At 56.0% G+C, this 25,002-nt stretch carries 22 protein-coding genes, 2 tRNA genes and 1 pseudogene; 4 read left to right on the forward strand and 21 right to left on the reverse strand.

Annotated elements, in window-relative coordinates; translation table 11 throughout:
* The 9 genes from bamA to rpsB all read right to left on the reverse strand — a co-directional run bounded on the left by bamA (window position 1) and on the right by rpsB (window position 9,533).
* Window positions 1-2,307, reverse strand: a complete 2,307-nt coding sequence (bamA, locus tag HJ583_RS08330) for an outer membrane protein assembly factor BamA (protein WP_170021509.1) — start codon at window positions 2,305-2,307, stop codon at window positions 1-3.
* Window positions 2,307-3,665, reverse strand: a complete 1,359-nt coding sequence (gene rseP, locus HJ583_RS08335; protein ID WP_170021510.1) for an RIP metalloprotease RseP — start codon at window positions 3,663-3,665, stop codon at window positions 2,307-2,309. The genes bamA and rseP overlap by 1 nt, the downstream gene beginning before the upstream one ends.
* Window positions 3,662-4,852, reverse strand: a complete 1,191-nt coding sequence (gene ispC, locus HJ583_RS08340; RefSeq protein WP_328824861.1) for a 1-deoxy-D-xylulose-5-phosphate reductoisomerase — start codon at window positions 4,850-4,852, stop codon at window positions 3,662-3,664. Before ispC ends, rseP begins: the two co-directional genes overlap by 4 nt.
* Window positions 4,853-4,863: 11 nt before the next feature.
* A complete protein-coding gene (locus HJ583_RS08345) occupies window positions 4,864-5,685 on the reverse strand; it encodes a phosphatidate cytidylyltransferase (protein WP_170021511.1) in 822 nt (273 codons plus the stop codon).
* Between the two features lie 2 nt (window positions 5,686-5,687).
* Entirely contained in the window at window positions 5,688-6,458 is a 771-nt protein-coding gene (locus HJ583_RS08350) for an isoprenyl transferase (RefSeq protein ID WP_170021512.1), read from the reverse strand.
* A 33-nt stretch (window positions 6,459-6,491) separates the two neighbouring features.
* The gene (gene frr, locus HJ583_RS08355) at window positions 6,492-7,049 is read right to left on the reverse strand and encodes a ribosome recycling factor (protein WP_170021990.1); all 558 of its coding nucleotides are present in this window, start codon (window positions 7,047-7,049) and stop codon (window positions 6,492-6,494) included.
* Window positions 7,050-7,059: 10 nt separating this feature from the next.
* Window positions 7,060-7,773 carry a UMP kinase gene (pyrH, locus tag HJ583_RS08360; RefSeq protein ID WP_170021513.1) on the reverse strand — a complete coding sequence of 238 codons (714 nt, stop codon included), beginning with the start codon at window positions 7,771-7,773 and terminating at the stop codon, window positions 7,060-7,062.
* Between the two features lie 14 nt (window positions 7,774-7,787).
* Window positions 7,788-8,687 carry a translation elongation factor Ts gene (gene tsf / locus HJ583_RS08365; protein WP_170021514.1) on the reverse strand — a complete coding sequence of 300 codons (900 nt, stop codon included), beginning with the start codon at window positions 8,685-8,687 and terminating at the stop codon, window positions 7,788-7,790.
* 96 nt (window positions 8,688-8,783) lie between these two features.
* Window positions 8,784-9,533 (reverse strand): 30S ribosomal protein S2, encoded by a 750-nt coding sequence (rpsB, locus tag HJ583_RS08370; protein WP_170021515.1) that lies wholly within the window; start codon window positions 9,531-9,533, stop codon window positions 8,784-8,786.
* Between the two features lie 290 nt (window positions 9,534-9,823).
* Here rpsB and map point away from each other — a divergent pair, with 290 nt between their 5' ends.
* The 3 genes and pseudogenes from map (at window position 9,824) to HJ583_RS08385 (ending at window position 14,842) form a co-directional block, all read left to right on the forward strand.
* Complete coding sequence (map, locus tag HJ583_RS08375; RefSeq protein WP_170021991.1) at window positions 9,824-10,672, forward strand: type I methionyl aminopeptidase; 849 nt, start codon at window positions 9,824-9,826, stop codon at window positions 10,670-10,672.
* Between the two features lie 9 nt (window positions 10,673-10,681).
* A pseudogene (locus HJ583_RS08380) lies at window positions 10,682-13,240 on the forward strand ([protein-PII] uridylyltransferase).
* A gap of 576 nt (window positions 13,241-13,816) precedes the next feature.
* On the forward strand, window positions 13,817-14,842 hold the full coding sequence (locus tag HJ583_RS08385) for an Ldh family oxidoreductase (protein ID WP_170021516.1): 1,026 nt from the start codon (window positions 13,817-13,819) through the stop codon (window positions 14,840-14,842).
* A 266-nt stretch (window positions 14,843-15,108) separates the two neighbouring features.
* On the opposite strand, the gene lexA is transcribed toward HJ583_RS08385, so the two are convergent.
* The 8 genes from lexA to mltG form a co-directional block, all read right to left on the reverse strand.
* Complete coding sequence (lexA, locus tag HJ583_RS08390) at window positions 15,109-15,741, reverse strand: transcriptional repressor LexA (protein ID WP_170021517.1); 633 nt, start codon at window positions 15,739-15,741, stop codon at window positions 15,109-15,111.
* Window positions 15,742-15,922: 181 nt separating this feature from the next.
* Entirely contained in the window at window positions 15,923-17,812 is a 1,890-nt protein-coding gene (locus HJ583_RS08395; RefSeq protein WP_170021518.1) for a SurA N-terminal domain-containing protein, read from the reverse strand.
* Window positions 17,813-17,898: 86 nt separating this feature from the next.
* A tRNA-Asp gene (locus HJ583_RS08400) sits at window positions 17,899-17,975 on the reverse strand.
* A gap of 34 nt (window positions 17,976-18,009) precedes the next feature.
* Window positions 18,010-18,085, reverse strand: a tRNA-Val gene (locus HJ583_RS08405).
* Between the two features lie 34 nt (window positions 18,086-18,119).
* A complete protein-coding gene (locus tag HJ583_RS08410) occupies window positions 18,120-18,392 on the reverse strand; it encodes an HU family DNA-binding protein (protein WP_170021519.1) in 273 nt (90 codons plus the stop codon).
* A 183-nt stretch (window positions 18,393-18,575) separates the two neighbouring features.
* On the reverse strand, window positions 18,576-19,637 hold the full coding sequence (gene holB, locus HJ583_RS08415) for a DNA polymerase III subunit delta' (RefSeq protein WP_170021520.1): 1,062 nt from the start codon (window positions 19,635-19,637) through the stop codon (window positions 18,576-18,578).
* Window positions 19,634-20,248, reverse strand: coding sequence for a dTMP kinase (tmk, locus tag HJ583_RS08420; RefSeq protein ID WP_235943785.1), 615 nt, complete (start codon window positions 20,246-20,248; stop codon window positions 19,634-19,636). Before tmk ends, holB begins: the two co-directional genes overlap by 4 nt.
* A gap of 2 nt (window positions 20,249-20,250) precedes the next feature.
* Window positions 20,251-21,255, reverse strand: a complete 1,005-nt coding sequence (gene mltG, locus HJ583_RS08425; RefSeq protein ID WP_170021522.1) for an endolytic transglycosylase MltG — start codon at window positions 21,253-21,255, stop codon at window positions 20,251-20,253.
* 88 nt (window positions 21,256-21,343) lie between these two features.
* On the opposite strand from mltG, the gene ygfZ reads away from it, so the two are divergent.
* Window positions 21,344-22,372: a CAF17-like 4Fe-4S cluster assembly/insertion protein YgfZ gene (gene ygfZ, locus HJ583_RS08430; protein WP_170021523.1), complete on the forward strand. Its 1,029-nt coding sequence runs from the start codon at window positions 21,344-21,346 to the stop codon at window positions 22,370-22,372.
* Here ygfZ and HJ583_RS08435 read toward each other — a convergent pair.
* From HJ583_RS08435 to HJ583_RS08450, 4 genes are all read right to left on the reverse strand, one after another.
* A complete protein-coding gene (locus tag HJ583_RS08435; RefSeq protein ID WP_170021524.1) occupies window positions 22,369-22,848 on the reverse strand; it encodes a L,D-transpeptidase family protein in 480 nt (159 codons plus the stop codon). The two genes, ygfZ and HJ583_RS08435, sit on opposite strands and share 4 nt — an antisense overlap.
* Before the next feature lie 11 nt (window positions 22,849-22,859).
* On the reverse strand, window positions 22,860-23,330 hold the full coding sequence (gene tadA / locus HJ583_RS08440) for a tRNA adenosine(34) deaminase TadA (protein WP_170021525.1): 471 nt from the start codon (window positions 23,328-23,330) through the stop codon (window positions 22,860-22,862).
* Window positions 23,327-23,542 carry a DUF6116 family protein gene (locus tag HJ583_RS08445; RefSeq protein ID WP_217423354.1) on the reverse strand — a complete coding sequence of 72 codons (216 nt, stop codon included), beginning with the start codon at window positions 23,540-23,542 and terminating at the stop codon, window positions 23,327-23,329. The genes tadA and HJ583_RS08445 overlap by 4 nt, the downstream gene beginning before the upstream one ends.
* Before the next feature lie 351 nt (window positions 23,543-23,893).
* Entirely contained in the window at window positions 23,894-24,931 is a 1,038-nt protein-coding gene (locus tag HJ583_RS08450; protein WP_170021526.1) for a hypothetical protein, read from the reverse strand.
* Window positions 24,932-25,002 lie beyond the last annotated feature (71 nt).

The following is a 25,002-nucleotide window of genomic DNA, read 5'->3' on the forward strand; positions in this document are numbered from 1 at the left end:
TTAATTGACCGCACCGATCATGAACTGGAAGCGCTGGGTTTCATCACCAGACTTCGGCTTAATCGGGAAGCCCAGACTGAATTTGAGCGGCCCAATCGGCGACATCCATTGAAAACCAAGACCGGTACTGTAGCGCATCTCTTGAGCCCCAAAATGCGCACCACTCACCCCCCAAAGAACACCAGCATCAAAGAAAACGCTCAGACGCATGCTGCGATCCTTTTCCTTGACACCAGGCATCGGGAAAAAGAGTTCGGCAGTATTCACCCAGCGTTTGGTTCCGCCCAGTGTGTCGCCCGTCTCATTGCCGTTTTCATCGGTCACTTTCGCACCGAGAGAATTATCCTTATAGCCCCGAATAGTTCCAATGCCGCCAGCATAATAATATTTGTAAAACGGGACCGGTTTTCCACCGTAACCGGTTGAATAACCAAAATCTGTACTAAGCATCAGTGAAGAGTCAGTACTGACCGGCACGTAATCCTTGAGCTGATATGTGAATTTGACATACTGCATTTCTGCAGGTGGCGTGGCAATTTCCATATTGACCTTTTGGTAAAGGCCACGCACCGGATAGAGATAGCTGTCACGCTTATCACTGGACCAACCCGCAGTCCATGCCAAGGTCGTATTATCCTCGCCGAACTGCTTGACGAAGTCTTTGTACTGCTGAGGGCTATCGTCGTAAACGGTTGTCACCGTGTTATCAACTGAAACGCCCAGATGAATACGTTGATCCAGACCTATTGGAACGCCAAAACGAACACCGCCCCCCTTAGCGTCGCTGGCATAACGGCCAACAGAGAGCGAGTCAGTATCTGTCTTGCGTTCATAAATATCGAAGCCGCGACTGACACCATCTACTGTCCAGTACGGATTGTCATAACTCAGCGATGCAGTGCGATTGACCTTGCCTGTATTGACGGCCAGCGACAATGCATTCCCGCTACCGAACAGGTTATTCTGGGAAATCGACGCCATAAGCCCGAGTTTATCCGTCGCAGAATAGCCCAGACCGAGGGAAAGCGAGCCGGTTGAACGTTCCTTGACGTTCACATTCAGATCAACCTGATCTGCGGCATCGGTCACCGGCACGGTATCGATTGACACATCCTGGAAAAAACCAGTGCGATCGATGCGCTGCTTGGATTTATCAACGCTGGCACGATCAAACCAGGCACTTTCCATCTGAAGCATTTCGCGGCGCACAACCTCTTCGCGCGTCTTGTTGTTACCGACCACGTTGATTCGGTTAACGTATGCACGGCGCGCAGGATCCACAAACAAGGTCAGCGAAACCGTTCGATTGGCTTCATCAAGTTCCGGTACCGCATTCACGTTGGCAAATGCATAACCATCGTTCCCCAGACGGTCAGCAATCGCGCGAGTTACGTCATTGACCTTGGCACGGGAGTAAACATCGCCAGCCTTGAGTGTCACCAGCGCACGCAACTCTTTTTCAGGCACAAGCAACTCGCCAGCCAGCTTCACGGAACCGATCCGGTACAACTCACCTTCATTGATAGCAAGTGAAACGTAGACGTCCTGCTTGTCTGGCGTAATGGAAACCTGGGTGGACTCAATGGAAAAATTCAGATAACCGCGATCCAAGTACCAGGAACGCAACTCTTCGATATCTGCAAGCAACTGCTGCTTCGAATACTTCGCATTGCGAAACCAAGAGAATATGCCGCCAGACTCCTCGAGACTCATCAAGCCAAGCAACCGGTCTTCCTTGAAAGCAGATGCGCCGATGATGCGGATATTCTTGATGCGAGCAACCTGGCCCTCCTTCACTTCGAAGTTGATGGCCACACGATTGCGCTCAAGCGGTGAAACCGTGGTTCTCACCTCGGCACCGTAGTAGCTCTTGGTCAGGTAGAGGCGCTTGATTTCCTGCTCGGCCTTTTCCAGCTGGGAGCGGTCAAAAGTGCGTGACTCAGCGAGCCCAACCTCTTTGAGGCCCTTGAGCAGATCCTTGGCATCAAATTCCTTATTGCCGGAGAAGGCGATCTGCGCGATTGCTGGCCGTTCGTCAACAATAACGACCAGCACATCTTTTTCAACCTCGATACGCACATCACGGTAAAACCCGGTGGCATACAAAGCCTTGATGGCTTTGGCGACGGCATCTTCGCTGACTGAGTCGCCGATCCGGATCGGCAAGTAGTTGAACACCGTACCAGCCTCGGTACGCTGAACCCCTTCAACGCGGATATCCTTGACAACGAAAGGCGAGTAGGCAAAGGAAAGCGGAGACAGGAGTGCTAGGACTCCAATCTGGATTGCAGTGAAAGTCTTTGACATCAGCCGAAAAATACCCGATTGAGATCGTTGAAAAAGGCCAGTGACATCAGTAGTGCAAGGATGATCATCCCCAGCCGTTGCCCGAGCTCCTCAAGCCGCTCTGACAGAGGCTTTCCCCGGATGTACTCGATCGCATAATACAGTAAGTGTCCCCCATCCAGAATCGGCACAGGCAGCAGATTCAGCACACCAAGACTGATGCTCACCATCGCCAGAAAACGCAGGTACGTGTCAAGCCCAGCGCTGGCACTCTGACCTGCGTAGTCAGCGATGGTCACCGGTCCGGATATGTTGCGTAAAGAGACACGCCCAGTCAGGATGTGCCCCATTACCTCTAGAGAAAAACGGCTCGTATTCCAAGTCTGCGTAATCGCCTGAAACACCCCCTCGAAGAGGCCGTAGCGCACCTCGATTGAATCGCGCTGCAAATCAATACCATCTGTCTGCACCGCAACGCCGATACGGCCACGCGTGCTACCAGCCTGGGCTTCAGGCCGTACGGTCAGTTGCATTACCGACTCGCCACGCTGCACTTCCAGCAAAACGTCTTTTCCGGCAGAGGAGGCAATCCGCTCAACGAACTCAGCCCATATCTCGATGTGCTGCGCATTCACAGCCAGGATGCGATCTCCAGCCAGCAATCCCGCACGTGCGGCAGGACTGGCCGGCAACGGCTTGCTAAGCACTGGCGGAATTCGTGGAGGCGGCAGCACGAGCCCCAGCTGCAACATCGGGTCGGCTGCGCGCTCGTCAATCTCGATGCCAGCAAGCGGCAGGTTCAAAGATGTAAGCTCAGCCTCACCACGCTGCACATCGAGCACAAGCACTTCTTCACTCAGCGCATTCTGCAGCAATCGTGCGCGCAACTCACTCCAGCCACGCACATCCCGGCCATCCACGCGCAGGACGACGTCGCCTTCACGCAGTCCAGCCTGGGCAGCAACTGTCGCAGCCGGCACAGCACCAAGCCGGGCCGGCAAATCGCGGGTGCCGGCCCAAGCCAGACAGGAATACACCAGCACAGCCAGCAGAAAATTGGCCAACGGCCCCGCCAGCACGATGAGGCTGCGTTTGCCAACGGACTGAGTGTTGAATGCGCGCTCTAACTCGCTGTTCGCAACCGGAGCCTCGCGCTCATCCAGCATACGAACGTAGCCTCCAAGTGGCACAGCCGCCAGTACGAATTCCGTCTCATCCTTGCCGAAACGCCGAGAAAACATCACTGGACCAAAGCCCAGAGAAAAACGCAAAACCTTAACCCCGCACCAGCGGGCAGCCAGAAAATGGCCGCATTCGTGGATAGCTACGAGGACGGCGATAGCCAACAAAAAAGACAAGGCGTAGTGCAGGATGCTCATGCAGTAACCGTTTCGAGACAACGAATCTGCGCACGCGCGCACTCGCGAGCTTGTGCGTCTGCCGCCAGGACAGTATCAAGATCATTCAGCTCAACCACCCCCGCCGAATCCAGCACAGCCTCAACCACGTGGGCAATCTGATCAAAACGCAGACGACGCTCAAGGAACGCTGAAACGGCCTCCTCATTCGCCGCATTGAGAAGCGCAGGAGCGCTCCGCCCGGCCCTCAGTGCGGCATAAGCCAGCCGCAGACAAGGAAAACGCCCAAAGTCCGGCGCTTCAAAATTAAGGCGAGCGATACGGGTGAGATCCAGACTCTCGACGCCCGACCAGATCCTCTCTGGATAAGCCAGTGCGTGAGCAATCGGGGTGCGCATATCCGGATTACCCAATTCGGCAATCACAGAGCCATCTTCGTACTGCACCATGGAATGGATCACGCTCTCCGGATGGATCAACACATCAATCCGCTCTGCATCGATACCGAAAATCCAGCTCGCCTCAATAACCTCCAGCCCCTTGTTCATCATCGTGGCGGAATCAACTGAAATCTTGCGCCCCATAGACCAGTTCGGATGTGCACAAGCCTGTTCTGGGGTCACTGTACGCTGCAAAGCCGGCTCCAACTGACGGAAAGGGCCTCCCGAGGCCGTCAGCACCAGTTTGCGTACACCACTTCCTTTCAGGCCGTAGGCAAAGCCTGCAGGAAGCGACTGGAAAACGGCATTGTGCTCGCTATCGATAGGCAATAGCACCGCACCAGATTGACGCAACGCCTTCATGAACACGTCGCCGGCCATGACCAAAGCTTCCTTATTGGCCAGCAAGACCCTCTTGCCACTGCGCGCAGCAGCCAGACAAGAGCCCAATCCAGCCGCTCCGACTATCGCCGCCATGACGGTGGTGACGTCTGGAGCGCTTGCGACCAGCTCGAGAGCCTCTGGTCCGTACAGAATTTCCGGCAACACTCCGCCAACCAGCAAACGCCTCAGCTCAAGCGCCTCACCAGGACCGGCCACAACAGCAACGCGGGGGCTAAATTGCAGACACAGCTCTGCGAGCTTGGCGACTTGACGGTGGGCACTCAGCGCAAAGACTTCATAGCGCTCCGGATGCCGGCTCACTACATCCAGCGTACTGAGGCCGATCGAGCCCGTCGCGCCCAAAACAGTCAGAACCTGCTTCACGCCAGAACTCCTCAGGCCAGCTGAATAAACAAAAGCAGTGCGCCTGCGCAAGGCATGAAAGCCAGCATTGCATCAATCCTATCCAGCACTCCACCATGCCCAGGCAACAGACTTCCTGAGTCCTTAACTCCCGCTTCGCGCTTGAGCAAGGATTCATACAGATCGCCCATTACACATACCGCGACGGCCAGCAGCGAGAAAATCAACATGAGCGGTAGGTTCAGTGCATTCCGGATTACTGGCACAAAAAACCACAGCAACAAGCAAAAAACTAGCACTCCAGCAATCGCGCCACACACCCCTTCCCAAGTTTTACCTGGGCTGATTTCGGGCGCCAACTTGCGTTTGCCAAAACGCCTGCCCGCAAAGAAGGCACTGATATCAGCTATGCATACCACCAGAATAGCCGCCACCATCAGCAGAGGATCGGCACGCCGTAGCTCCAGCATTGCCATCCCACAGGAACTCAACATCAGAATTGCCGCGAAGTACTTCCAGTACCAACCGGCCGGTTCCATACGAAAATACAGAAAGGTGGGAACCGAAAACAGCCAGAACGAAACACTAATCAGATACAGAGCAGCGAGCAAAAACGGAAGATCTTCAATCAATTCACGCGGCGTGCTGGCGCAATAGAGTATAGGCAGCACGCTTAGCAATGCGATCACAAGCTGACCAAGCACGCCAATCTTGACCAGCCCGCACCACTCACGCACAGCAAGCAGCACAACCAGAGAGATTAAAGCCCCCCAGGCCCAATCAGGCAGAAAAAAAATGGCCAGAATGATGCCCACACCCAGCATCAGTGCGGTAATGACGCGCTGCTTCAGCATATTCAGTCCTGTTTGTCGGAGCCGCCGGCCAGTTGCTCACTGGTACGACCAAATCGACGCTCACGCTTGCGATAGGAGTCGATCGCCTGTGCAAAAGCAGCCTCATCAAAATCTGGCCACAGACAATCGGTGAAGTAAAACTCGGTGTAAGCCAACTGCCAGAGCAGAAAATTGCTGATGCGCTGCTCACCACCTGTCCGGATATACAGATCAGGCTCCGGAGCGTCGGCCAGACATAGATGCGGCGCCAGATCTTCTTCCGTGTATGCCCCCCGCTTCTCGGGGCAGGAGGCCAACATAGCATTGACAGCATTCACAATATCCCAGCGCCCACCGTAGTTGGCGGCGATGGAGAGGGTGAGTGCAGTATTGCCGCCAGTCTGAGCTTCAGCTGAGCGGATGGTTTCGATCAGTTCAGAATCAAAACGAGAAAGATCGCCAATCACGCGCAGGCGAATGTTGTTCTTGTGGAGCTTTTTGACTTCTTCACGCAGAGCCTGCATGAAGAGCTGCATCAGGAATGAGACCTCATCAGCCGGACGGCGCCAGTTCTCAGAACTGAAAGCAAATAATGTCAGGTGCGAAACACCCTGATCGACGCAAAGCTTGACGACCTTGCGCACGGTATCCAGCCCGCGCTTGTGTCCTGCGACCCGCGGCAACAGGCGCTTGCGCGCCCAGCGCCCATTTCCATCCATGACAATGGCTATGTGCGCAGGAACATCATTACGCTCAGGAATGCCGCGAGTCGAACTGATGAGACGAGAGAGCATGAAATGGCGAACCGGACAATTACGGCGCGCGCATCAAATCTGCATTAGCTCTTGCTCTTTCTGAGCGAGCAGCTTGTCGGCTTCGGCGATGTACTTATCAGTAAGTTTTTGCACGTCATCCTGCGTGCGTCGTTCATCGTCTTCCGAGATTTCCTTGGCCTTGACTGCTTCTTTTAGGCCGTTGTTGGCATCCCGCCGCAGATTACGGATGGCGATACGAGATTCTTCAGCTTCATGACGGACAACCTTGATGAGATCCTTGCGGCGCTCTTCGGTCAGCATGGGCATCGGTACACGTACCACATCCCCCATGGTCGAAGGATTCAACCCCAAATCGGAATCGCGAATAGCCTTCTCGACCTTGGCAATCATGGGCTTTTCCCACGGCTGCACGCCGATGGTACGCGCATCCAGCAGGGTCACATTAGCGACCTGGTTGATTGGCGTGGGATTACCGTAGTAGTCAACCGTCAGGTGGTCCAACAGGCCAGCGTGTGCTCGACCGGTACGAACCTTGCCGAGGTTAGCCTTCAGGGCCTCGACGGACTTTTGCATCTTCTGTTCGGTGGTTTTCTTCAGCTCGGGAATCATCATCAGCCCCTCAAATATGCACCAGCGTACCTTCGTCTTCGCCCATAACCACGCGCATCAGCGCGCCGGGCTTGAAAATGCTGAAAACCTTGATCGGCAGCTTCTGGTCGCGACACAGGGCAAAAGCCGTCGCATCCATCACCTGCAGATTGCGTGAGATTGCCTCATCGAAAGAGATTTTCGAGAAACGGGTTGCAGCCGGATCCTTGTTCGGATCAGCCGTATAGATACCATCCACCTTGGTTGCCTTGAGCACGATCTCGGCTTCCATTTCGGTACCGCGCAAAGCAGCTGCGGTATCGGTGGTGAAGAACGGGTTGCCCGTACCCGCCGCAAAAATCACGATCTTTCCCTCTTCAAGGTAACGGATCGCCTTGTTGCGGATATAAGGCTCGACCACCTGCTCCACGTTCAGCGCCGACTGCACGCGCGCAGCAACACCCGCAACACGCATTGCATCGCCCAGCGCCATGGCATTCATGATAGTAGCCATCATGCCCATGTAGTCGGCGGTGGCGCGGTCCATACCGGAGGCCGCGCCAGCCATGCCACGGAAAATGTTGCCACCGCCAATCACGATGCCGACTTCGACACCGAGACGCGTCACCTCCGCCACTTCCGCCACGATGCGGGACACCACACCCTGGTTGATGCCATAGGCATCATCGCCCATGAGGGCTTCACCGGAAAGTTTGAGGAGAATTCGCTTGTAGGCAGTGGGCATTTTCCGTTCTCCGTTCAGCGTGCAGCAGCGGCAGCAGCGGCTTGAGCAGCCACTTCGGCAGCAAAGTCAGTCACCTTCTTCTCGATGCCTTCACCCACCAGATACAGGTTGAAGCCAGCGATGGAGGCAGACTTGGCCTTGAGCAGTTGCTCGATGGTCTGCTTGCCGTCTTCAGCCTTCACGAAGACCTGGCCCAGCAGAGTCACATCCTTGAGGAACTTCTGCACCGAGCCTTCCGCGATCTTCTCGATCATGGCTTCCGGTTTGCCGGCTTCCTTGGCCTTCTCGATCGCCACACGACGCTCAGACTCGATCAGCGCAGCATCGACACCGGAAGCGTCCAGCGACTTCGGCTTGGAAGCAGCAATGTGCATGGCGATATCCTTGGCCACTTGCTCTTCGCCACCCACCAGATCCACCAGCACGCCGATCTTGGCGCCACCATGGATGTACGCAGCAATCTTGCCCTTGGCTTCGACGCGCTCGAAGCGACGGATGCTCAGGTTTTCACCGATCTTGCCGACCAGTGCGGTACGCACGGCTTCAACCGTGGCCCCCTGCAGCGGCAGAGCCGACAGCGCAGCCACGTCAGCAGGGTTGGCCGTAGCGATCAGCTCGGCAACCGACTTGGTGAAGCCCAGAAAATCATCGTTCTTGGCCACGAAGTCGGTTTCACAGTTCACTTCAACGATGGAAGCAAGCTTGCCATCCGCGGAAATGAAGGTGCCAACGATGCCTTCAGCGGTCACGCGGGCAGCAGCCTTGGTGGCCTTGTTGCCCAGCTTCACGCGCAGGATTTCCTCGGCCTTGACCATGTCGCCATCAGCTTCGGTCAGAGCCTTCTTGCATTCCATCATGGGCGCGTCAGTCTTGCCGCGCAGTTCAGCAACCATGCTTGCGGTAATAGCCGCCATGCTTACTCCTGAATTCAGAAAAATTACTTTGGAAACAACATGTTCGCCGCGTAGCCCGGACATCCGGGCCACACCGGCGAGCGTGCAGCAGACTTGTTACGCTTGTTCGGCGCCTTCTTGCACCTCGACGAATTCGTCAGAAGCGGCGGCAACGATATCCTGCACCATGTTGTTCTTACCTTCCAGCACGGCATCAGCCACGCCTTGGGCGTACAGGCGAATCGCGCGGGACGAGTCATCGTTACCCGGGATCACGTAGTCCACGCCTTCCGGCGAGTGGTTGGTATCCACCACGCCGATCACCGGAATGCCCAGCTTCTTGGCTTCAGTAATCGCAATCTTGTGGTAACCGACGTCGATCACGAAGATCGCATCCGGCAGGCCGGCCATGTCCTTGATGCCGCCAAGGCTCTTGGTCAGCTTTTCCAGCTCGCGCTTGGCCAGCAGGGCTTCTTTCTTCGACAGACGATCGACGGAACCGTCTTCAAACATCTGTTCCATGTCCTTCAGGCGCTTGATCGAACCCTTGACCGTCTTGAAGTTGGTCAGCATGCCGCCGAGCCAGCGCTCGTCAACGTAGGGCATGCCAGCGCGCTGGGCTTCTTCAGCGAGGATTTCGCGAGCCTGACGCTTGGTACCCACAAACATCACATTGCCCTTGTTGGCGGCCAGCTTCTTCACGAAAGCCATGGCTTCGTTGTACTTAACCAGGGTCTTTTCGAGGTTGACGATGTGGATCTTGTTGCGATGGCCGAAAATGAAGGGGGCCATCTTGGGATTCCAGAAGCGGGTCTGGTGGCCGAAGTGGACACCGGCTTCCAGCATTTGACGCATGGTCACTGCCATTTTTGATACTCCAATATCAGGGTTAGCCTCCGTTCGCCGTGCCGCGCAATGCGCAGTCTTGCTGCCCCGAAGAGACAGACCCGATCCGGCGAACGTGTGGATTTTCCGGCCGCCGAGAGAAGTTCTGCGGACGACCAGCCAAGTCCGAACTGGACTTAGCCGATGATTATAGCAGCGCAAAGCCCGTAGCCTCAAGCAACTCAGCGCATTCAAGCTGGCGCACAGGTTTGCCCGGTAGTGCCTTCTGGGTTAGCCTTGATACTCCCCCGATCATGAAACAGCTGTTCACAATGAGCATTGTCATCAAGAGCGCCGACGAAATAGAACGCATGCGCGTCGCTGGCCGTCTTGCCGCCGAAGTACTGGATTACATCGAAACCTTCGTCCAACCCGGGGTCAGCACCGAAGAGCTCGATCGTCTGTGTCATGACTATATGGTCAAGGTACAAGGTTGTGTGCCGGCGCCGCTGAATTACGCGCCTCCCGGTTACTCCCCATACCCTAAATCGATCTGCACATCGATCAATCATCAGGTATGCCACGGTGTGCCCGGCCCGAAAGCCTTGAAAAAAGGGGATATAGTCAATTTGGACATTACCGTCATCAAGGACGGCTTTCACGGCGACACCAGCCGTATGTTCATCGTTGGCGGAGAGAGCAGCATTCTTGCGAAGCGGCTATGCCAAATCACCCTGGAATGTCTGTGGCTAGGCATTGCACAGGTACGCCCTGGTGCACGCTTGGGCGACATTGGCCACGCCATCCAGCAACACGCTGAAGGGGCAGGCTTTTCGGTGGTTCGCGAATTTTGCGGCCACGGAATCGGACGAAAATTCCACGAAGAGCCGCAGGTTGTCCATTACGGGCGCCCCGGCACGGGCACCGAACTTCTGGAAGGCATGATCTTCACTATCGAACCGATGATCAACGCTGGCAAAGCCGCCATCTCTGAGCTGCCGGATGGCTGGACAATCATTACCAAGGATCGTTCGCTGTCAGCCCAGTGGGAGCACACCCTCCTGGTCACAGCTGAGGGCGTAGAGGTTCTAACCAGCTCTGCCGGAGCGCCGAAGGCTCCGGATTGGATTACAGGCAGGCCGATCATTGTCCCGGCCTACCCGTCCATTCCTCGCAACTGAGTCGTCCGTATGAGTCGAGAAATTGTCGAAAGGCTGCGCGCCCGCCTGCTGCAAGGCCAGCGCTCGATCCGCAATGAATATGAACAGCACGGCACCCCAACCCGGATGCTGCACGGCCGATCAAAGCTGGTCGACGGCATCTTGATCGAACTCTGGCAGGTGACCGGCATGCCAACCGATGCCACACTGGTCGCAGTGGGCGGCTATGGCCGTGGAGAGCTCTATCCTTGCTCTGACGTCGACATCCTTGTCTTACTCGGGGGAGACGCAGATCCTGCGTTGAGCGAACGCATCCAGCAGTTCATTGGCCAACTCTGGGATCTTGGCCTGGATATCGGCCACAGCGTGCGTACCGTGGACGAGTGCATTGAAGAAGCCACCCGCGACGTCACCGTGCAGACCAATCTGCTCGAATCCCGTCGCCTCACGGGCAGCCAGGCGCTCTATCGGCATTTTGTTACCGGAACTACTGGCTGCTTTGACCCTGAGAGCTTCTTTCACGCCAAGCGAGCCGAGCAAGAGCAACGCTACAACCGCTTCAACCACACGCCTTACGCTGTCGAACCCAACTGCAAGGAGAGTCCGGGTGGCTTGCGTGATCTTCAGACCATCATCTGGATAGCGCTTGCGTCAGGCCTCGGCACACGCTGGAGCGAGCTGGCGCGGCATGGCCTCATCACGCGCGAGGAAGTGAATGCCCTGCGCAAGAATGAGCGCCTCCTGCAACAGGTGCGTATTCGCCTTCACTATATTGCCAATCGCCGTGAAGATCGGCTGATCTTCGATCATCAGGAGGCATTGGCCAAAGCCTTCGGCCTCAAGGCGACCAAGGCCCGCCGCGCTTCAGAAGTGATGATGCAGCGTTACTACCTGGCGGCCAAGAAAATCACCCAGCTCAACACTATCCTGCTACAAAACCTCGGCGCTCGCTATCAACCGCTATCCTCCTGGCAGGCTCAGTGCATCAATGAACGCTTTCAAAGCCTGGGCGATCAGTTAGACATTGTTGACGACGCTATCTTCGAGCGCCATCCCAGTGCAATCCTCGAAGCCTTTCTGCTGATGGAACAGCACGCCGAGCTTAAGGGCATGACGGTTCGGACTCTACGTGCCCTCTGGCACGCCCGCAAACTAATCACGCCGGCCTTTCGTCGTGATTCGACAAACCGCGGCTTGTTCCTACAACTACTGCAAGAGCCCCGCGGCCAAACTCATGAGTTCCGTCGTCTGAATCAGTACAGCATCCTGGGCACCTACTTGCCTAATTTCGGCCGCATTGTTGGCCAGATGCAGCACGATCTGTTCCATGCCTACACCGTAGATCAGCACATCCTGCAGGTGCTGCGTAACGTACGCCGCTTCCTGATGGAGGAGCATGCTCATGAATATCCTCTGATGACCCGGTTGGCGAGTGAATTCGAGCGCCCTTGGCTATTGTTCATCGCGGCCCTCTTCCACGACATCGCCAAAGGGCGTGGCGGCGATCACTCAACACTGGGTATGGCCGACGCGCGCCGTTTCTGTCGCGAACACGGTCTTTCGAAAGAGGACAACCAACTGGTAGTCTGGCTCGTCCAGCACCACCTGACAATGTCGCAGATTGCTCAGAAACAGGACTTGTCAGACCCGGACGTTATCCGAAAATTTGTTGCGCTGGTCAAAACGGAACGCCGTCTGGCTGCGCTATACATCCTGACCCACGCCGACATTCGCGGCACCAGCCCCAAGGTATGGAATGGCTGGAAGGCCAATCTGCTCGAAGCGCTATTTCTGGCATCGCGCCAGTTGCTACGCGGGAAACAGCCGGATCAAGTAATGGGTATTTCGGAGCGGCAGGAAGCCGTACGACAGAAGCTTCGCTTCTTCGGCTTGCGCCCGGACTCGGAAAGCGCCTTCTGGCGGGAACTCGACACACTGTACTTCTTGCGCCACGACGCCGACGAAATCGCCTAGCATACGCGGATGCTATATTACCGACCACGAGGTGACGAGCCTGTCGTAAAAGCCCGACCAAGCCAGGTCGAAGCCGGCATCCAGGTCATGGTATACACCCGCGACCAACAGGATCTCTTCGTCAGATTGTGCGCTTTTTTTGCGCGCATGGGTTACAGCATCGTGGATGCAAAGATTCACACCACCAGCAACGGCTACGCTCTAGACAGCTTTGTCGTCATGGACCCCAATGAACGCGACAGCTATCGAGATGTAATCGCATTAATTGAGCATGAACTCTCCGCCAAGTTAGCACGTGCCGATATGGTTGACGCACCATCTAGTGGACGTCTGTCACGCCAACTCAAGCACTTCCCGATCGCTCCCTCCGTCTCCTTGCAGCCAGATGAACGCGGGCAGCACTACATCCTGTCGATCATTGCAGCCGATCGCCCCGGTCTGCTATTCCTGATTGCAAAAATCCTGGCAGCACATGAAGTGAATCTCCACACAGCAAAAATTGCCACACTTGGCGAACGTGCTGAGGACACCTTTCTAGTAAGCGGCCCCTTGCTGGGGAATAGCGCCAAAACAGTTCAGCTCGAAGCAGATCTTCTCGAAGCACTGAGAATCTAGGCCGGACTACACGAGGCTGACTGCGCCTCAAATTGCTCAGCCAGCCTCGTGACGACAAAGAATTCGGGCCTCGACTTCACTCAGATCCTCCTTACGTACGCTGCCGGAATCTTCCTGCAAACCAACACTCATTTCCGTGATTCGTCGCAACAAACGCAAATCATCCTCCTCACCCCTCAATCCTCCGCATGCTCGCTCGAGCAAGGCATTCATAGCCAGTAGCTGAAGCCTGCAAGCCCCCAACTCAACCTTCCTCACATCCACACCCCCACCTCTCTTTGAACCAGCACTCTGGGGCAACAACTCGCAAAAGACTCTTGCCCTACTGCTCTAGGGGCTCTTTCAGAAGCAGGAAAGATGACATAGCAGCCTCCGAACTTAACCACTAGAACACAAGCGGGCCGCTTTACAGCGGCCCGAAACCGAGAAACGCAGGAGTCTTGATACTGGCGCCTGTAAGGGAGTAACGTCCGCCAAGGAAAAATCTTGAGCCTGCGTGGCAATCCGTAAGCACTAGCCCCAGGAACAAGGACTTTAGAGGGGATTTACACTTCAGACTTTCCAGAAAGGACCCCCATGGACACGCCAATCCGAATCGATCATCAACAACTCGCCAGACGTATCTCAAATGTCTTGGAACGGGCGGGAATGGAAGCCGTCATGGCAGCCGAAGAAGCATCAATAATGATCGAAGCGGACCTGCATGGAGTTCCTTCTCATGGTGTGCGGATGCTGCCTGGACTGCTCGCCGCGCTGAAAGACGGGCGCGCTACTGCCAAACCGCAGATCCGCCTTAAAACTGGCTTCGCTGCTACTTGCATGATGGATGGTGATAACGGCCCCGGCCGCAGCGTTTCAATCAGAGCAATGGATCAGGCAGTTGAGCGCGCACGCGAATTCGGCATTGGCGCATGCCTCGCCATGCATACCACTCATTGGGGGCGTGCCCATGCTTACGCCTGCCACGCCGCACAAGCCGGCATGATCGGTTTATGCACAACCAATGCTATGCCGACCATGGCCGCCTGGGGCGCTACAGGCAAGATTATTGGCAACAATCCACTTGCCATAGCCCTGCCACGCAGCAACGGGGCGGAACCTCTTGTACTGGATATAGCTATGAGCCAAGCCGCTGTCGGCAAGGTCGGGACTTGGTTACGAGAAGGACGGGAGCTACCAGCAGGGTGGGGCCTTGATGCCAATGGACAGCCCAGCACGGACGCGAAAGCGATCCTGAGCGGAGCAGTGTTACCGTTTGGCGGCCATAAAGGTGCAGGTCTGGCGCTGATAATGGAACTCATGACCGCTGCACTGGCTGGCGGAGCTTTCGGCCATGAAATTGTGGAAAAGGATCGCAGCGGCCTCGATCCGAACTCCTGCAAGCTCTTCATCGCAATGAATCCGGATGCATTTGGAGGGCTTGAAACCCTGCATGTGCGAGTAGACAGCTATCTAAGCTACCTTGGTGAGGCCGCCCGCCCATTCACATGGCCGGGCGAGCGCGGCTGGCAGGAGCGCAAGCACAATCTGATTGCTGGCGTCCCCTTACACCCGGAAATTTTTGCACAGCTCCAGTCACTTGGGCTGCGCATAGAAGCTTGATTTCAGCGAGACAGACCCAGACGCCCCTCTTCGTATTGCGCGAGAAGGCCCCAGCTGCGGCCACGTCGGCGTACCACGTCAAGAATCGCCATCGGCTTGATTGACATCCGTACGGCCAATGCAGCCTCCCCTGCGATGGGCTTGCATGCTTGAGCCTGTGCCAGCAAAGGACTGTGAGCAACGACTGAATAGTTGTGTGACGACTTCATTTGCTACAACTCCTTGATTTCCTGAAATAGTGGAACACCCAGAAAGGACAAAAACTCTTAAAGACGCGTAAATCCATCGCGAATCAAACCAACAGCAAGCCCTTCAATAATCAGTGCTTGGTCCTTGGTATTGATCACGATTGGTTGAAAATCCTGGTTTTCTGCAATCAACTCGACAATGCCGTGCGGGCGACGCTGCAATCGCTTCACCGTCACGTCATCCTCTACCCGAGCCACAACAATCTGACCATCTCGCGCTTCACTGCAGCGATGAACAGCAAGTAAATCTCCTTCCAGAATGCCCGCATTAATCATGGAGAGTCCGCGCACCTGCAATAGGTAGTCAGCTCTTGGAGAGAACATGCCGGGATCAACCGGCAAGTGACGCTGGATATGCTCCTGAGCCAGAATGGGGGAGCCGGCCGCGACACGACCAATCAGAGGCAAGCCTTTCTCCTGCTCCTGCTCAATCGCCTCCTGCAGCAGGCGGATACCACGTGCAGAGCCCGACTCCAGCCTGATAGCTCCTTTTTGCGCCAATGCACGCAAATGGCTCTCAGCAGCATTCGGCGACGCAAAGCCAAAAGCTGCGGAAATTTCAACACGGGTAGGAGGAATACCGCTCTCAACAATTTTCCCGCGGATAAAATCCAGAATGTCCTGCTGGCGTCGGGTAAGTTCGCTATTCATGTTTGGCTCCTGTGCACAAATGTATTTTTATACAGTACTGTATAAAAAATCAAGTACATTTTTGTGCAATCCGTGTTTAGCACCTCACACTCACCATCAGGCGCTTAGAACTCTGATCATCAGGCACCAGAAATGAAAAAGCCCGCGCTTATGCGCGGGCTTTTTCATAGACAAAACTTGGTCAGTCTGCCTTCGTTGCTTCACGAGTCTTCACTTGCACTCCTTGGCGATTGCGGATACCGGCAATGTAGGCACGCAAGTCTTCCTGGCCCAAAGTCAATGCAAACTGACGCCGCGCCTCCACCAACTCAGCCGAAGCAACTTCCGCACCCTTATTCACCTTCTCGATACGGTACACCGAGTAGGCGTCGCCATGAGCACTGCCTGCGTAAGCCGGAAGTTTGTCAGTCGAAACCGCAAAAATAGCTTTGCGTGAATCGGCGCTCAACTCCGGGCTTCCACGCTTTACGCTCTTTGCTGACTTCCATCCTCCTGATACGACTTCGCCAGCCTGCAGTTTCTTGAGAGCAACCTCGCCGTCAGCCAAAGCAAGCCTGGAAGCCTCTTCGGCACGCGCCAACTCTTCGGCCCGCGACTTCACTTCATCAAAACTACGTGTCGCAACCGGCTTATGATCCAGAATGCGGGCAGAAATGACCACCCCATTCCCCAGATCAACCGCTTCGGTATTGCGCCGATTCTGCAGGGAGTCAGCCGAAAACAAAGCCGCCTGAAGTTTGGCGTTACGAAGCAGCGGAGGCAACGCCTCACGCGCCAGCCAATCGGTCTGAACCAGCGGCAAAGAGAACTTGTCCGCCACCGGCTTCAACGCATCCGGCTGCTCATAAACCATGTTCCCGAACTGGTCTGCCAACTCTGCAAAGCGCTGATTACCCATCTGCTTACGCGCCCCGGCCATGGCATCAGCCTTGACTTCGTCATAACCCTTGGCTTTGCCGCCACGACTATCTGTCAGTTGGATGATGTGATAGCCAAACTCAGTTTCCACCAGGCCCGAAATCTCACGCTGCTTCAAAGCAAAGGCGGCATCCTCGAAAGGCTTGACCATTGCGCCGCGACCGAAAAAGCCCAGATCGCCACCCTTTTCGGCGGATCCAGGATCATCTGAAGCACTCTTGGCAAGCTCAGCAAACTTGGCCGGCATCGATTTCACTTGAGCCAGAATGTCTTCCGCTTTCTTGCGTGCGGCAGCCCGAACCTCAGGCTTTGCATCAGCAGGCACCTGAACCAGGATATGGCTGGCTCGGCGCTCTTCCGAACCCTCAAATACCTTCTGGTTTTCGTCGTACCACTTGCGGGCGTCCGCCTCAGTAACATTCAGATTACGCGTAATGCTTTCGAGACTCAGCTGAATGTACTCAAGCCTCACCTGCTCCGGTGTTTGGAAGCGCGCCTGGTTAGCATCGTAGTACTTGCGCGCTGCATCATCAGTCAACTTGACCTTGCTAGCGTAACCCGCAGCATCGAATACCAGCTCAGCCACGCTGCGCTCTTCTGCTTCAAGCGCCAGGAAGTATTGCACACTGGGCGCAGGCGCAAATGCACTGTATGCAATCGGAAGCATGAGCTGTTGCTGCGCCATCCCTTCCCGTACTCGCTGCTCAAAGGCGGCTGGCGTTAGACCCATTGCACGCACCCTGGCTTCATACATGGGGAAGGAGAACTGGCCGTTTTCCTGAAACTCGCGCTCGCTCTTGATGTAGCTCTGCACGGCTTCCGCGCTGACCACCAAACGGCTATCAGCGATGCTGCCCTTGAGCGCCGTCTCGTTGATCAGGCGGTCAAGAACTGCTGTCTTGAATGCAGGGCTTTCTACGTAGGCCTTGTCAAACGCTCCACCCAGCTGCTCGCGCAAGGAGTTCTCCTGATCACGCACAGCTTGATCCAACTGGTAGCTCGAAATTTCCACCTTGCCCACCTTTGCGACCGCATCGGCACCCGGGCCGCCATTGCGGAAATAAGCATCAACGCCGAAGAAGGCAAAGGGCAGCGTAATCAGCGCCAGAAAGAGCTGGACAATTTTTGGATTATTACGAACGGCGTCAAACATGATTGATGAGCGACCAGTAAGAAGTTGCAGGATGAAGACCGGCACATATGACAAAGGCGAACCGTGGTTCGCCTTTGTCTTGAATCTGGCGGAGTGGACGGGACTCGAACCCGCGACCCCCGGCGTGACAGGCCGGTATTCTAACCGACTGAACTACCACTCCGCGAAAACCTGAAACACAGCAAGCACCGGATACTTGGTGGGCGCTGACGGGCTCGAACCGCCGACATCCTCCTTGTAAGGGAGGCGCTCTACCAACTGAGCTAAGCGCCCCCAACCGAAGCGCTACCAGCGCTCGCTAAGCCAATCAGTTTAAAGCATCTTTCAATGCTTTGCCAGGGCGAAATTTAGGAACTTTTGCTGCTTTGATCTTGATCGCGGCGCCAGTACGGGGGTTACGGCCTGTTCTAGCAGCGCGTTTGCCGACAGAAAAGGTCCCGAAGCCGACGAGCGTGACATCATTGTTCTTCTTCAGAGATTGCTTGATGGCTGCGATGGTGGCATCCAGAGCCCGCCCAGCGGCCGCCTTCGAAATATCTGCCTGCTTCGCGATGACTTCTACCAATTCGGATTTGTTCACAACAACCCCCTCGATGTTTGAGCGTTGAAACTGCGATAGTCATTCCATCAATCGCCGGTACGATACCTCACTCCGGCGGCAAACCTTTGCCAGAACCGGTTTTATAACAAGCCCCCTCATTGATGGTCAAGCCGCAGCGCCGCGTAAGCCGCGGAAATGAGCTAGCTCTATCCAGGACTGGATTCAGCGGGTCAATAAGCGCCGGTACAGATTTAGAGCAATTTCCTCAAGAAACAAGCGTTGATTAAGCGGGTGTTGCGCCAACGGACGATGGGCGTTCATCTCCCGATAGCAGTGCAGCCATGCATCCCCATTGCCGCGCGCCAATTGCTGCAATTCAGCAGCATGATCGGCAAAAAAGCGAGGCGACAAACCCTGAGCCACCCGCACCCCATCACTGAGCCAGCGCTGCAGCCAGGACAACAAAACACTCGTCGTGAAGCCAGCCTCGGCAGCCCCTTTGGCCTTCAAGCGCGCTTCCCAGTCTGCAGCCAGGCGCAAAGGATCGCGCACACGCAGATTGGACAAGTCGGCTGCAAGTTGCTGGCGAGACACCTGCAGCGGTCCTGCTGCGAGTTCTCTAGCAGCCAATGGCAGACCACTGGCAAACCCGAGCAGCGCTGGATTGACAATGCCGGCACGCTTCATCCATTCCACGGCCTCAGCGGCATCCGGGCGCGGAAAGTCGATCACTTGGCAACGACTGCGGATCGTCGGCAACAAACGACGAGGCGCATGACTAAGCATCAAATACATAGCCAAGCCGTTCGGCTCTTCGAGCGACTTCAATAGGGCATTAGCAGCAGCCGTATTCATGGCCTCAGCCGGATCGACAATGACAATCCGGCGCCCCCCTGCATGCCCGCCCGCCCCCACTTCAAGCGAAGCCTGAAGGCCGCGCACCTGGTCAATGACGATCTGGGTGGATTTCGCCTTTTCCTTCTTCCCCCCATCACCGCCCTCCCCTTCATCATCAACCACGGCTTCGTCAGCAGCTGGAATCAGGGTAAAAAAATCTGGGTGATTCCCCGAAGCAATCCAGGTGCAATCCGGGCACTGACCGCAGGCGCCCCCGTGAGCATCCCGCTGCTGACACAGCAATGCTCGCGCCAGATGCTCGGCAAACAAACGCTTGCCACTTCCTGATGGGCCACAAAACAACAAGGCATGCGGCAAGCGCCCTTCACGCGCCCGCAGATCACGCCATAAGGGCTGCAACCATTCCGGCAAAGCTTCAAGACTCATGCGAAACGCTCCTCCAGATGGGCCAGCACATCCGCACAAACAAGCTCTGGTCTACGCGCTGAATTGATCACGACAATCCGCCCGCCACTTTGCTCTGCGCGCAAGAGATACGCATTGCGCACTCGCTCGAAAAAGTCTCTTTGCTCGAGTTCAAAGCGGTCTGCATGCGCCCGACCACTGACCAAACGCTGTGCCGCGATTTCAGGCGGTAGATCAAACAGGAAAGTCAGATCCGGCTGAAGCCCAGGATGCACCCACGCCTCCAGCTCCGAAAACTTTTCCGCGGGCAGCCCCCGGCCACCACTCTGATAGGCAAAAGTCGCGTCGCTGAAACGATCGCATACAACCCAAGTCCCTCGCTTCAAAGCTGGCTCGATAAGTTGCGCCAAGTGCTCGCGACGCGCCGCAAACATCAGTAAAGCCTCGGTTTCGAGATGCATGGATTCGTGTAGCAGAAGTTCGCGCAATTGTTCCCCAAGCGGCGTACCACCAGGCTCTCGCGATTGCACGACCTCGTAAGCGTGCGAATGCACCCAGTCTATGGTGGCTGCAATCTGGGTACTCTTCCCAGCACCATCAATACCCTCAAAGGTGATGAAACGGCCACGCATTGTCATGATTTCCTGCCTGCTCTCTGGTAGCGCGCCACAGCGCGGTTATGTTCATCCAGCGTACGTGAGAACTCGCTGCTGCCATCACCCCGTGCCACGAAGTAAAGATAATTGCTGGGAGCGGGATTCAAGGTAGCCTGCAAGGCAGCCTGTCCCGGCAATGCTATGGGAGTAGGTGGCAAGCCGACGCGTGTATAGGAGTTGTACGGAGTATCGGCCTGCAAATCACGCCGGCGAAGATTGCCATCGAAGCTAGCTCCCATGCCATAGATGACGGTAGGGTCACTCTGCAAAGGCATGCCAATGCGCAAGCGATTGATGAATACCGACGCTATCAAAGCCCGGTCCGCGGCTCGACCCGTTTCTTTTTCGACCACAGAGGCCAGGATCAAGGCCTCGTACGGCGTCTTAAAAGGCAACCCCGCCGCTCGCTTTTCCCAAGCGTCCCGCAGCACCCCATCCATCCTCTGGCGAGCGCGCAACAGCAAGTCGAAGTCGCTGGCGCCGCGCGAAAAACTGTAGGTATCGGGGGCAAAGAGCCCCTCTGGAGTCTTACCGGCGAGATCGAGCCGGTGCATGAGCTCTGCATCGCTTAATTGGGCTGAGTCATGCTTCAGTTCAGGGTGAGCATTGAGCACGGCGCGCAGGCGGGCAAAACTCCAACCCTCGACAATCGTGACATCTGCGTACGCATTGGCGCCCGTCGACATCAACTGGACCAGCTCCCAGGCCGTAATCGGCTTGTCGATACGATAGCTGCCAGCCTTGATACGAATGGAGTGCCCTGAAAGGCGAGCCAGCCAGGTCAGCACTGGCGGCCAGACATTAATGCCTGCATCAGCTACCGTGCGCGAAACTTGCTTCATGGAATCACCACGCACAATCTCGAAATCCACGGCGTTGCTCCGCATGGTCAGTGGCTGACTACCGAACCACGCACCAGTCGCAAGCAGCAGAACGCTCAGCAATACACACAGCTTCAGGAAACGGACAAGAATGCGCAGCATCGACAATACGAAGGGCTTGAAGCCGGGCGGGCCCGGCGGCCTCGTATAATAACGGAAACCCCCAGACAGCCCCCTCCGGACAAATACCATGACCTCAGACTTGCAAGCATTTCTGCAGACCCAAGGCGCCACCTTCGACGCGGCGTACGTAAGCTTTCTCCCCGCTCGTGACGAAACAGCGCTCGCTGCCAACGATACGGTTCTCACGCCACTGAGCCACCTTGGCCTGATTTCGGCTACCGGCGAAGAAGCCGCCAGCTTCCTGCACAACCTCGGCTCGAATGATGTCAAGAAACTCCCGCCTGGACGTGCTCAGCACAACAGCCTGAACAGCCCCAAAGGCCGCATGCTGGCAAGCTTCATTGCCTGGCACAGCACCGATGGCTATCTGCTGGCCCTGTCTGCAGACCTGCACGCCAGCATCCTGAAGAAGCTGTCGATGTACGTACTCCGCACCAAGGTGAAACTTGCGGACGCCAGCAGCGAGCGCGTCCTGCTGGGGCTGGCAGGCACTGGAGCCGGCGCCGCACTTGCGGCGGCGGGGCTTGCTGAACCCAGTAACGCGCTGGATGTTTCACAGGGAGAGGCGCGCGTGATCCACCTCGACGGATCACGCTACATCATTGATTGCCCAGCACAAAACGTTGAAAAGCTCTGGCAAGCATTGACCGGCGCCGGCGCCAAACCAGCCGGCACTGCGGCCTGGCGCTGGCTGGACATTCAGGCCGGCCTGCCACTGATAACATCAAAGACACAAGACGAATTCGTGGCCCAGATGCTCAACTTCGAATTGCTCGGCGGGGTGAACTTCCAGAAGGGCTGTTACCCCGGGCAGGAAATCGTTGCGCGCACGCAATACCTCGGCAAGTTGAAGAAACGCATGTATCGCGCGCATCTCGCCGCAGCCGACGATGCGGACATCGGCAGCGATCTGTATGCGCCGGAGTTCGGTGCACAATCATGCGGCAAGCTGGTCGCGCTGGAACCCTCGCCTGTTGCAGGCGTGGATCTGCTGGCCGTGATGCAGATCTCGGCCTTCGAAGCTGGCGAAGTACACCTTGGCGCACCAGACGGCCCGCTCCTGAGTCTGGCCCCCCTGCCCTACTCGATCGACTAGGCCTCGATTAGCACCAGCGTACCGACCGGGACTAAATCGAAGAGCTCGATAACATCCCGGTTGCGCATGCGGATACAACCATGCGAGACGGGCACGCCCATCGGCTCACTGTCTGGCGTACCGTGAATGTAGATGTAGCGGCGCATGCTATCGACGCTCCCCAGCCGATTGCAGCCAACTTCGGTACCGGACAGCCACATAATCCGGCTCAGGATCCAATCCCGCTCAGGAAATTGAGCATGAAGCCGTGGCGTCCAGACTTCTCCGGTCGGGCGACGCCCCTTGAAAACCGCATCTTGCGGCTGCCCTCCACCAATCTTGGCGCGAACAAGGTGCTGCCCGCGTGGAGTCTGATAACTCCCGGCCTTCTCGCCAACGCCAAGCGCGGCCGTCGAGATGGCATAGCGGCGGATGGTGGCTCCTGCCGCATCATACAAAGTCATGCTCTGGGTTTTGATACTGACGCGAAGATCCACGCCCTCTGCCCTCAGGCCGTCATCACGCGCTGGCGTTTAGCCGCGAAAAAGGCCGAGAGCATCTGCCCACACTCCTCTGCCAGCACGCCGCCCTCTATGCTCGCGTGATGATTAAGGCGATTCTCCGCATAGAGATCAAATACGCTGCCGGCCACGCCGGTTTTCGGATCCTTCGCGCCATACACCACCCGGGCAATCCGGGCATGAAAAATAGCACCGCTGCACATTGCACAAGGTTCCAGCGTAACGTACAACTCGCAGCCGGGTAATCGATAGTTGCCAAGATTCTTCGCCGCATCACGCAGCGCCATGACCTCAGCGTGCGCGGTCGGATCATGCCGACCAATCGGATGATTGAAGCCCCGTCCAACGATCTGACCGTCCAGCACCACGAGCGCACCAACAGGCACCTCGTCCAGCGCGCCAGCTTCACGCGCCAAGGCCAGCGCTTCACGCATGAAGTATTCGTCTCGCTCACTCATTTAGGCTCCTTACGCTGCTTCCATACGGCGAGCATCAGGGTCAACATGCCCAGCAGGATCTCATCCAGAAAGGGAATGAAATCCGGCAACAACAAATCCAGCAGAAACAGCCCAAGTGTCAGCAAGAACAATTGAGGGAAACGCAGGCGTTGCGCCAACCCGAGTAGCGCGCCGGGCAGAAACCTAGCCATCAGGCGCGAGAAAGCAGGCATGGACGCCGCGCCTTATTCCCACTCAGTCATCAACGAACTAAAAAAAACCTTGTTCGCCAATGACTTAAAAAATGCATCGCCTTCGATGCCATGAAAAGAACCATGTTCAAAAATATTTTTCTTCGTTCCCAAAACAAGCCCCCTCCTCGCTTGAAGCCCAGCGAACACCAGACAAAACATCACCCGCAATCAGCCGTGATCGCTGCTGCCACTCTCTCGACGTCGAAAGATTTGGTTCCTCGATAGGCTGAGATGATATCAGCAGGCTCTAACATGCCCACTGCCTTTCAAAACCATACGGTCCGCGCGTTGCCCGCAACGGCCACTTCAAGTGCATCGTTCGTGGAGTGTTCAGAACATCCATGAGAACGGGAATAGTTGTTTGCGGCGACACTTAGTGCACTGGAAGCAATCAGCAAGAAGAAGCTTCGCGGCATTTCTCACCGTAACCTTCAGACGCGTCTTGCAGTCAGCACATTGAATAAGTGGTGAAAGAGCTTTGCCGATGGCGTTTGCTACGGCCAGCGAGGCCTGTTCTCCCAAGAGCAAACGATACCCATTGATGGCTCGAAATGCGAGCGCAGATCGCGTACCCTTTTCCATAGGATGGATACGCTGATAAAGCGTCATTACTAGGAACGTCAAGTAAAGCAGCGCAGTTGGAAGTGACGCGTACAGCATTCTGTAGATCTCTGGATCTGCAGGACGTTTGAATATGAAATTGAAATTCTCCGGCGAGGTCTTAATCTCAATCCGATCTACAGTCACCAGATGGACGGCATGCTGAAACAATCCATATAGCCCATCTGGATTATTGACATCAAAAACCATTGAATGAAGGTCATCTGTCCGCACCAAATCAGATAGTCCAATTTGCTCTATGGCTGCTTGTATAAGCTCGCGACGGCGGTTGCCAAGTACCTTTTGGGTGATTTTCGCTGGGTCACCAGACATAAACGCCGCGTGAAATCCATCCTCGTCGGCCACCATCCAAGTGAAGTACATCAAGTTGTCAAGCAGCGGCTTGCGCAGCAAATTGAAGCCGGGGATTACCTTTGCCTTTTCGAAGCACCGGAGAGCCTCGTAAATGTGGTGCGCGCAATCGGAAACCATGGCCATCGTAATCGTGCTCAGCACTACGCGACGCGCCTCTGAATGTCGTCCCAAGGCCTTCAAGACAGACAACGGTTCGTTTGTCTTCGCAAGCGCTTCAAACCTCTTGCGCTCTCTATCGCTTGAAAACTTGAACTTGACCTTATGGGCGTCGGCCCCCTCATACTCGACGAGCATGCGCGCGATTTCGTCGTGGAGGAAGAAGCAATACTCATGCGCCAAACGAGTATCTTCGGGCAGCCACGCTAGGCGGCTGGATGGGATTAGCAAGCGCATGAGCCTAGGCTTCTATAGTGCGGTTCAGCCCCATATTTTTTAGATAGACTCCTGTGACATTTTGATAAAGA

Source organism: Uliginosibacterium aquaticum, assembly GCF_012972705.2.
In the GTDB taxonomy this organism is placed as follows: domain Bacteria; phylum Pseudomonadota; class Gammaproteobacteria; order Burkholderiales; family Rhodocyclaceae; genus Uliginosibacterium; species Uliginosibacterium aquaticum.

Coding starts and splice junctions, on each gene's coding strand:
- bamA (WP_170021509.1), bottom strand. CDS start 2,307: ATGTCAAAGACTTTCACTGCAATCCAGATTGGAGTCCTAGCACTCCTG.
- rseP (WP_170021510.1), bottom strand. CDS start 3,665: ATGAGCATCCTGCACTACGCCTTGTCTTTTTTGTTGGCTATCGCCGTC.
- HJ583_RS08345 (WP_170021511.1), bottom strand. CDS start 5,685: ATGCTGAAGCAGCGCGTCATTACCGCACTGATGCTGGGTGTGGGCATC.
- HJ583_RS08350 (WP_170021512.1), bottom strand. CDS start 6,458: ATGCTCTCTCGTCTCATCAGTTCGACTCGCGGCATTCCTGAGCGTAAT.
- frr (WP_170021990.1), bottom strand. CDS start 7,049: ATGATTCCCGAGCTGAAGAAAACCACCGAACAGAAGATGCAAAAGTCC.
- pyrH (WP_170021513.1), bottom strand. CDS start 7,773: ATGCCCACTGCCTACAAGCGAATTCTCCTCAAACTTTCCGGTGAAGCC.
- tsf (WP_170021514.1), bottom strand. CDS start 8,687: ATGGCGGCTATTACCGCAAGCATGGTTGCTGAACTGCGCGGCAAGACT.
- rpsB (WP_170021515.1), bottom strand. CDS start 9,533: ATGGCAGTGACCATGCGTCAAATGCTGGAAGCCGGTGTCCACTTCGGC.
- map (WP_170021991.1), top strand. CDS start 9,824: ATGAGCATTGTCATCAAGAGCGCCGACGAAATAGAACGCATGCGCGTC.
- HJ583_RS08385 (WP_170021516.1), top strand. CDS start 13,817: ATGGACACGCCAATCCGAATCGATCATCAACAACTCGCCAGACGTATC.
- lexA (WP_170021517.1), bottom strand. CDS start 15,741: ATGAATAGCGAACTTACCCGACGCCAGCAGGACATTCTGGATTTTATC.
- HJ583_RS08395 (WP_170021518.1), bottom strand. CDS start 17,812: ATGTTTGACGCCGTTCGTAATAATCCAAAAATTGTCCAGCTCTTTCTG.
- holB (WP_170021520.1), bottom strand. CDS start 19,637: ATGAGTCTTGAAGCTTTGCCGGAATGGTTGCAGCCCTTATGGCGTGAT.
- tmk (WP_235943785.1), bottom strand. CDS start 20,248: ATGCGTGGCCGTTTCATCACCTTTGAGGGTATTGATGGTGCTGGGAAG.
- mltG (WP_170021522.1), bottom strand. CDS start 21,255: ATGCTGCGCATTCTTGTCCGTTTCCTGAAGCTGTGTGTATTGCTGAGC.
- ygfZ (WP_170021523.1), top strand. CDS start 21,344: ATGACCTCAGACTTGCAAGCATTTCTGCAGACCCAAGGCGCCACCTTC.
- tadA (WP_170021525.1), bottom strand. CDS start 23,330: ATGAGTGAGCGAGACGAATACTTCATGCGTGAAGCGCTGGCCTTGGCG.
- HJ583_RS08445 (WP_217423354.1), bottom strand. CDS start 23,542: ATGCCTGCTTTCTCGCGCCTGATGGCTAGGTTTCTGCCCGGCGCGCTA.
- HJ583_RS08450 (WP_170021526.1), bottom strand. CDS start 24,931: ATGCGCTTGCTAATCCCATCCAGCCGCCTAGCGTGGCTGCCCGAAGAT.